The organism is Pseudomonas sp. SDO5591_S426 (assembly GCF_054070755.1).
In genome coordinates this window covers 1-9,064 of sequence record NZ_JBSVXD010000211.1, presented here as the reverse complement: position 1 = coordinate 9,064, position 9,064 = coordinate 1, and the positions used below count along the sequence as shown (strand labels likewise).

The window sequence follows — 9,064 nt, the reverse complement described above, 5'->3', positions numbered from 1 at the left end:
TACAGGAAACACATTCCTATTGTAGGAGCTGCCGAAGGCTGCGATCTTTTGATCTTGCTTCTAACAAACCAGGCACCCATTGCGGGAGCCTGGCTTTACAGCTATTTAGCCGATGGTCATCAAGCTCGCATTACCACCCGCCGCAGCGGTGTTAACGCTCAACGCACGCTCAATCACCAAACGCTCCAGCGCAATGTTGGATTCGCCTTGGGACAGACCCTGCACGCCAACGATGGCGCCGGCACGCTTGGCAACCTGCTGGCACACCGCGCGCAACTGGTCGGAGTGGCCGTGATGCAGAACCGCATCAAACACCACTTCGTCCTTGTTCCAGTCGGAAACCAGCTTGATGCGTGCCTGAACTTCCTTCGGCAGACGTGCGAACAGCGCCTTGGTCAGCTCAGCTTCCGGCCAAACCGCCGATCCACCGACAGCCAATACCGCGGCCAGTTGTGTCAGCAGATCGCCTTCGACTTCAGCCAGGCACAGCACGTGTTCACGCGGCAGGATCGCATAGCTGTTGCGCTCGCCGGTCGGGCCGGCCAGCAGGCGGGTGATACCGCTTTGCGATTGCGCGGCGAACTGTACGCACAGGGTGCTCAGGTCGGCGATCTTGTTGCTGTCGGCCCAGGCCTTCAGGGTGGTCAGCGGCTTGCTCATGGAATCGCGCAGACGGACGTCCGGTGCTGCAGCAGCATCACCGCGAGCGAAGGATTGTTCGATGGCATCGGTAGGACGCGTCGATAGCAAGCGGTACAGGTACAACGGACCACCGGCTTTCGGGCCAGTACCCGACAGGCCTTCGCCGCCGAACGGCTGCACGCCGACCACGGCACCCACGATGTTGCGGTTGACGTAGACGTTGCCGGCATTGACGTTGTCGATCACCTTGGCGATGGTTTCGTCGATGCGGGTGTGCACGCCCAGCGTCAGGCCGTAGCCGGAAGCGTTGATCTGAGCGATCAGTTGATCGATGTCTTTGCGCTTGTAGCGAACCACGTGCAGCACCGGACCGAAGATTTCACGCTGCAGTTCATCGAAGCTTTCCAGTTCGATCAGCGTCGGCATCACGAAGGTGCCGCGTTTGACTTCTTCGGCATCGGCGATGGCCACCTGGTACACGCTGCGACCTTTGTCGCGCATGGCCTGGATGTGCTTCTCAATGCCGGCCTTGGCTTCGGCGTCGATCACCGGGCCGATGTCCACGGACAGGCGCTCAGGGTTGCCGAGACGGCTTTCAGCCATCGCGCCTTTGAGCATTTCGATGACGCGGTCGGCGGAATCTTCCTGCAAGCACAGCACGCGCAGTGCCGAGCAACGCTGGCCGGCGCTGTCGAATGCCGAGGAAACCACGTCGATTACGACTTGTTCGGTCAGTGCCGACGAGTCAACGATCATTGCGTTCTGGCCACCGGTTTCGGCGATCAGCGGGATCGGGCGACCCTGGTTGTCCAGGCGACCGGCGATGTTGCGTTGCAGCAGGCGAGCGACTTCGGTGGAACCGGTGAACATCACGCCTTTGACGCGATCATCGCCCACCAGGCCAGCACCGACGGTTTCGCCACGGCCCGGCAGCAGTTGCAACACGCCTTCCGGAATGCCGGCCTCGAGCAGCAGGCGCACAGCTTGGGCGGCAACCAGCGGAGTCTGTTCCGCAGGCTTGGCCAAAACCGGGTTACCGGCGGCCAATGCAGCAGCGACTTGACCACTGAAGATTGCCAGCGGGAAGTTCCACGGGCTGATGCACACCACTGGACCCAGTGGGCGGTGAGCGTCATTGGTGAAATCGTTGCGTGCCTGCACGGCGTAATAACGCAGGAAGTCCACGGCTTCACGCACTTCGGCGATGGCGTTGGCGAAGGTCTTGCCGGCTTCACGAGCCAACAGGCCCATCAGCGGCTGGATCTCGGCTTCCATCAGGTCGGCGGCACGCTCCAGGATCGCGGCGCGCTCGGCTGGCGGGGTGGCCTGCCAGATCGGTGCGGCGTTGAGGGCGCACTGGATCGCGTTGTCGACGTCTTCAACGGTCGCTTCCTGCACGTGACCAACCACGTCGCGTAGATCGGACGGGTTCAGCACAGGAGCCGGAGCTTCGTTGCTGGACGCGCAACCGAGCATCGGCGCGGCTTTCCAGTGGTTGTGTGCGGTGGCCAGCAAGGCGCAGGACAACGACGCCAGACGATGTTCGTTGGCCATGTCGATGCCGCTGGAGTTGGCGCGCTCGGAACCATACAGGTCACGCGGCAGTGGAATACGCGGGTGCGGCAGGCCGAAACCACCTTCCACGGTTGCCATCTGCTCGATGCTGGCTACCGGATCGGCTACCAGTTCCTGGATAGAAATCGACTGGTCGGCGATACGGTTGACGAACGAGGTGTTCGCGCCGTTTTCCAGCAGACGACGTACGAGGTACGCCAGCAGGGTTTCGTGGGTGCCGACCGGAGCGTACACGCGGCACGGACGGTTCAGCTTGCCTTCGGAAACTTTGCCTACAACCTGTTCGTACAGCGGTTCACCCATACCGTGCAGGCATTGGAACTCGTACTGGCCCGGGTAATAGTTCTGACCGGCGATGTGATAAATGGCCGACAGGGTGTGGGCGTTGTGCGTGGCGAACTGCGGGTAGATGACTTCCGGCACCGACAGCAGTTTGCGTGCGCAAGCGATGTAGGAAACGTCGGTGTACACCTTGCGGGTGTAGACCGGGTAGCCTTCCAGGCCTTCGACCTGGGCGCGCTTGATTTCGCTGTCCCAGTACGCGCCTTTCACTAGGCGGATCATCAGGCGATGACGGCTGCGGCGAGCCAGGTCGATCACGTAGTCGATCACGTACGGGCAACGCTTCTGGTAAGCCTGGATCACGAAACCGATGCCGTTCCAGCCGGTCAGTTGCGGCTCGAAGCACAGACGCTCGAGCAGATCCAGCGACAGCTCCAGACGGTCAGCTTCTTCGGCGTCGATGTTCAGGCCGATGTCGTATTGCTTGGCCAGCAGGGTCAGCGACAGCAGGCGCGGGTACAGCTCATCCATCACACGCTCGTACTGCGCACGGCTGTAGCGCGGGTGCAGTGCAGACAGCTTGATGGAAATGCCCGGGCCTTCATAAATCCCACGGCCATGGGACGCTTTGCCGATCGAGTGGATGGCTTGTTCGTACGAGGCCAGGTACTTCTGCGCGTCATGTTCGGTGAGTGCAGCTTCACCGAGCATGTCGTAGGAGTAGCGGAAGCCCTTGGCTTCGAACTTGCTCGCATTGGCCAGGGCTTCGGCGATGGTTTCGCCGGTCACGAACTGCTCGCCCATCAGGCGCATGGCCATGTCGACGCCCTTGCGGATCATCGGCTCGCCGCTCTTGCCGATGATGCGGCTCAGGGACGAAGTCAAACCCGCTTCGTTGTGCGTGGACACCAGTTTGCCGGTCAGCAACAGGCCCCAAGTGGCGGCGTTGACGAACAGCGAAGGGCTGTTGCCCAGGTGCGGGTGCCAGTTTCCGGTGCTGATCTTGTCGCGGATCAGCGCGTCGCGGGTGCCTTTATCCGGGATACGCAGCAGCGCTTCGGCCAGGCACATCAGCGCCACGCCTTCCTGGGACGACAGGGAGAATTCCTGCAGCAGGCCCTGAACAATGCCGGCACGGCCGCCAGCGCTCTTCTGGTTACGCAGTTTTTCCGCGATGGACGCGGCGAGTTTGTTGGTGGCTTCAGCCATCGCTGCCGGCAGACGCGCCTGCTCCATCAGCATCGGAACCACTTCAGGCTCCGGTCGACGGTAAGCGGCGGTGATCGATGCGCGCAGTACCGATTGCGGCAGGATGCTTTCGGCGAATTCGAGGAAGCACTGATGGGCGTGATCCAGAGGCGCGTCGACGGCATCGTCGGAATCCTTGGTCAAACCGTTCAGCTCGGTCAGGGTTGCACCACCCTCGAGTTTTTCCAGGTAATTGAAAATTGCCTGCTTGATCAGCCAGTGCGGCGTGCGATCAATCGAGGTCGCGGCGGCCTTGAGGCGTTCGCGGGTCGGGTCGTCAAGTTTGACGCCAAGGGTGGTGGTAGCCATGTTTTTATCCTCATGTTTGCCACGACCGCGTGGCATCAGCTGGCCGCAAGATTAGCCGTGCGACTGTTGAGGTGCAACCGGGTGCAACCCTTTTTTTGTCGGAATATTACGCAGTTCGTCAGGAAATAAATTCTGGTACGAAGGTACTGCAACTACTTGGTGCTTTTTAGTTTGGTAGGTGCCGGTTCTTGCTCCGAAAAGGAGCAAAAAACAGGCTTTAAAGTATTTTTCCGACTAGGTGCAACTTATTCCCGAGAAATGGGTTGCACCTTATTTGCTTTGTTGAATAGCATTCGCGCCCAAGGTGCAACCGGACCAAGAGTCAGGTGTGCCGGCTGATGGCTTTCCTGGGGAAACATCAGTCATAAATGCGCGGGATCCCGAATCGTCTGTCAAACGTCACCGTTTGCGAGCGGTTCACCAGCCGCCGCTACATAAAAACAAAGCCAGGGCGTCACATAATGAGCGTAAGCAATCCAACACTGATCACGTTCGTGATCTACATCGCAGCAATGGTGCTGATCGGCTTGATGGCCTATCGCTCCACCAACAACCTTTCTGACTACATTTTGGGTGGCCGTAGCCTGGGCAGCGTCGTGACTGCACTGTCCGCCGGTGCTTCCGACATGAGCGGCTGGTTGTTGATGGGCCTGCCGGGCGCCATCTACATGTCCGGTTTGTCTGAAAGCTGGATCGCCATCGGCCTTGTGGTCGGTGCTTACCTGAACTGGCTATTTGTCGCCGGTCGTCTGCGCGTGCAAACCGAGCACAACGGTGATGCCCTGACCCTGCCGGATTACTTCGCCAGCCGTTTTGAAGACAAAAGTGGTCTGCTGCGGATCATCTCTGCAGTCGTGATCCTGGTGTTCTTCACCATCTACTGTGCTTCCGGCATCGTGGCCGGTGCCCGCCTGTTCGAAAGCACCTTCGGCATGTCCTACGAGACCGCGCTGTGGGCCGGTGCTGCGGCAACGATTGCCTACACCTTTATCGGTGGTTTCCTGGCAGTGAGCTGGACCGACACCGTACAAGCCACCCTGATGATCTTCGCGCTGATCCTGACGCCAATCATCGTGCTGTTGGCTACCGGCGGCGTCGACACCACGTTCCTGGCCATCGAAGCCAAGGACGCCAGCAACTTCGACATGCTTAAAGGCACCACTTTCATCGGCATCATCTCGCTGATGGGCTGGGGTCTGGGCTACTTCGGTCAGCCACACATCCTGGCGCGTTTCATGGCGGCTGATTCGGTGAAGTCGATTGCCAAGGCCCGTCGCATCTCCATGACCTGGATGATCCTGTGCCTGGGCGGCACCGTGGCTGTGGGCTTCTTCGGTATCGCTTACTTCTCGGCACATCCTGATGTGGCCGGTGCAGTCACCGAGAACCCGGAGCGCGTGTTCATCGAGCTGGCCAAGATCCTGTTCAACCCATGGGTTGCCGGTATTCTGCTGTCGGCCATTCTGGCTGCTGTCATGAGCACCCTGAGCTGCCAGTTGCTGGTGTGCTCGAGCGCCCTGACCGAAGACTTCTACAAGACTTTCCTGCGCAAATCCGCTTCCCAGGTTGAGCTGGTATGGGTCGGTCGTGCCATGGTGCTGTTGGTGGCGCTGATTGCCATCGCCTTGGCTGCCAATCCGAACAACCGCGTTCTGGGTCTGGTGAGCTACGCCTGGGCTGGTTTCGGTGCTGCGTTCGGTCCGGTTGTCCTGATCTCCGTGATCTGGAAAGACATGACCCGCAACGGCGCACTGGCCGGTATCCTGGTCGGCGCGATCACCGTGATCGTCTGGAAACACTTCGAGCTGCTGGGCCTGTACGAAATCATTCCTGGTTTCATCTTCGCCAGCCTGGCGATCTACTTCGTCAGCAAAATGGGCGCGCCGACTGCCGGCATGCTGCAGCGTTTCGACGCAGCCGAGAAGGATTTCCGCCTGAACAAGTAATCGGCACGAGCGAAAGCTCTGAGCCAATGGCTTGAATGAAAACGGCCCGCTTCCTTTGGAGGCGGGCCGTTTTTTTGGTGCGCCATTTTCCGGATGCCCTGTAGGAGCCAAGCTTGCTCGCGATAGCGGTCTGGATGCCAACACAGGTGTTGAATGTGTTGACGCCATCGCGAGCAAGCTCGGCTCCTACAGGAAATGGTGGTGTTTTCGAGGTTGTCTGTAGTCGGATAAACCGTTTTCTGACAGCCGATGCTTCAGAGGCAGTAGGGCAAATCTGAATTTCCTGCCTCTTGATCAGGGCTTCTTGGTGCTCATGCAGAATCGCTCGCTTTCATTCTGCAGAGACACATCGGATGTTCGCTTCTGCCAATCAACCGCGTTTCACGTTGACCGTCGACGGTGTCCAGATTGAACTCAAAGTGCTTGAGTTCACGGGCAAGGAAGCCATCAGCCAGCCTTATCGCTTTGAAGTGGAACTGGTCAGCGAGCGACCGGACATCGAGCTCGAAAGCCTGCTGCATCGTCAGGCGTTTCTGAGTTTCGATGCGCAAGGCTCCGGTGTTCACGGTCAGATTTTTCGCATTGGCCAGGGCGATTCCGGCAAGCGTCTGACGCGCTACCAGATCAGTCTGGTGCCGCGCCTGACCTACCTGGGCCAGCGAATCAACCATCGGGTGTTCCAGCACCGAAGTGTGCCGGCCATCATCACGCAGATTTTCAAGGACCACGGCATCCTCGGCGATGCCTTTGAGTTTCAGCTGAGCGGCGACTACCCCGAGCGCGAGTACTGCGTGCAATACGCTGAAAGCGATCTGGCATTCATCCAGCGGTTGTGTGCCGAGCTCGGCATTCATTACCACTTCCAGCACAGTCGCGACGGGCACCTGTTGGTATTCGGCGATGACCAAACGATTTTCCCACGTTTGCCACAACCGACCTCGTATCGACCGGGCAGCGGTATGGCGGGGGATAAACCCGTCATCAACCGGTTCAACGTGCGCCTGGAAACCCGACCCACCGTGGTAACGCGCCGCGATTACGACTTCCATAAACCTCGTCTTGAGCTGGAAAGCCGACTCGACAGCGAACAGCTGCCGGTGCTGGAGGATTATGGCTTTCCCGGTCAATTCAAGGATCGCGAGGTTGGCAGGCATCTGGTCGGGCGAGCGTTGGAGAGCCGCCGCGCGGATTACCGTCAGGCGAAAGGTGAGGGCGATCAATCGACATTGACCAGTGGGCATTTCCTACAGCTCGACGAGCATCCTCAGCAAGAGTGGAACAGCCTTTGGCTGCTGACTGAAATTGAACATCAGGGCCGACAGCCACAAGTGCTTGAGGAGTCGGCAGGGAGTGACCCGGATGAATTCCAGGGTTACCGCAATTCGTTTCTGGCAACGCCGTGGGATGTTTTTTTCCGCCCGCCGCTGATTGGCAAACCTCAAGTGCCCGGCAATCAAGCTGCTGTGGTGACCGGTCCGAAAGACAGTGAAATTCATTGCGACGAGTTCGGCCGGATCAAGGTCCGTTTGATGTGGGACCGTGACGGGCAATTGAACGGGCATGCCAGTTGCTGGCTGAGGGTGGTCAGCGGTTGGGCCCACGATGGCTACGGCAGTGTGCTGATTCCGCGAGTCGGCATGGAAGTGCTGGTGGGCTTTGTCGATGGCGATGCTGACAAACCGGTGGTCATGGGCTGCCTGCCCAATGCATCGACGCCGGTGCCATTGAACTTGCCGGCGGACAAGAGCCGCAGCATTTTCCGCACTCGAAGCAGTCCCGGCGGTGGCGGCTACAACGAATTGCGCATTGAGGATCGCAAAGGTGCCGAGGAAATCTACTTGCGCGCCCAGCGAAACTGGAGTCAGGACGTGTTGGGGGACTTGCATGTTCAGGTCGGCAACCAGCGCAGCGTACTCGTCGGCAGCGCCGAAGGGCGTGTCTCAATAGATCGCCTTCACGTCCACGGCGACCGCCATGTCCGCGTCAGCAACCAATCGCTCAACGCGAGCGGAAAAGTGCATGTCAGTGCCGGCCAGATGGTCGTTATCGACGGCGGTGACAACGCCACGATCCAATCGGGCGGGCACTGGATCAACATCGGTCCGGCAGGGATTTTCAGCAGCGTGCCCATCGAGGTTGGGGGCGCGCCGATACCGGCATCGGGTGCCTCGACTGTTCAAAGAAAACTTGAAGCACTCAGCCCGGCACAGGTTTTGAGCCTGCAAAGCGCCGCGCCGTTCTGTGAGGAATGCGCACGCTGCAAGGAGGGTGTCTGTGCCGCCTGAATTGTTGTCACCGCGCGTTTGGCTGGAACGCCAACCGCTCCAGACTGGCGAGCAGTTGTTCGCCGTTTTCAGCAATACCAGTTCCGCTGAACCCTTCAAGGCATGGCAACGCTCTGGCCCGATTCAGGCACCGCGTGCGATCTGGGCGGACACCGTTTATGCCGAGTGGGAATCGGTCATGCCCTATGTCGCGATAGTAGATCCGGGCAGTGAGTTTATGGCGTGGGTCTCCAGCACCGAGTCGTGCGATTGGGGTTGGCTGGCGGTTTCTGCTGCAAGCCCGGCGGTGCTGGTCGAGCATTTGTGCAGCCTGACGCAAGTGTTGTTACCCAATGGTAGCCCGACGTTCTTTCGTTTCTGGGACGGGCGATTTCTGTTGCCGATTCTGCAGTCCGCCGAAGTCGACGCGGCGAAATTGATGCCGGTGATCGAGCGCTGTCTGGTCAATGGTCAGCCGCTGGAAATTGGCGGTGGCTCGCTGAAAGCCTCCAGGGATTTTCCGTGGTGGGAAGTCCCCGAAGCGCTGCTGCGAGTGCTCTCTGCCGAGTCCGCAATAACCCTGATCAACAATCTGCTGAAGTGGTTGGACGAGGATCGCCCGGATTTGTTCGAGGCGTTTTCCGAGGCGGTATTGCGCCACAAGATCGCGGCATTTCTGCAAACCCCCGGCCTGTCTGACGCACCCAAGTCGGCGTTGGTGGAGTTCTTGTTTGCGGAGCTGAGCTGATGGATCACATCACCCGCATCGAGCACGAACTCGACAGTTTCCCGGACACC

4 protein-coding genes are annotated in these 9,064 nt (G+C 59.4%); 3 read left to right on the top strand and 1 reads right to left on the bottom strand.

Features of this window, described 5'->3' with window-relative positions; translation table 11 throughout:
* Positions 1-105: 105 nt before the first annotated feature.
* Positions 106-4,056, bottom strand: coding sequence for a trifunctional transcriptional regulator/proline dehydrogenase/L-glutamate gamma-semialdehyde dehydrogenase (gene putA, locus ACW9JC_RS26245; protein WP_457458624.1), 3,951 nt, complete (start codon positions 4,054-4,056; stop codon positions 106-108).
* 461 nt (positions 4,057-4,517) lie between these two features.
* Here putA and putP point away from each other — a divergent pair, with 461 nt between their 5' ends.
* The 3 genes from putP (at position 4,518) to ACW9JC_RS26230 (ending at position 9,014) form a co-directional block, all read left to right on the top strand.
* Positions 4,518-6,002 carry a sodium/proline symporter PutP gene (putP, locus tag ACW9JC_RS26240; protein ID WP_338584362.1) on the top strand — a complete coding sequence of 495 codons (1,485 nt, stop codon included), beginning with the start codon at positions 4,518-4,520 and terminating at the stop codon, positions 6,000-6,002.
* A gap of 353 nt (positions 6,003-6,355) precedes the next feature.
* A complete protein-coding gene (tssI, locus tag ACW9JC_RS26235; protein ID WP_457458622.1) occupies positions 6,356-8,287 on the top strand; it encodes a type VI secretion system tip protein TssI/VgrG in 1,932 nt (643 codons plus the stop codon).
* On the top strand, positions 8,277-9,014 hold the full coding sequence (locus ACW9JC_RS26230; protein ID WP_457458620.1) for a DUF4123 domain-containing protein: 738 nt from the start codon (positions 8,277-8,279) through the stop codon (positions 9,012-9,014). Before tssI ends, ACW9JC_RS26230 begins: the two co-directional genes overlap by 11 nt.
* Positions 9,015-9,064 lie beyond the last annotated feature (50 nt).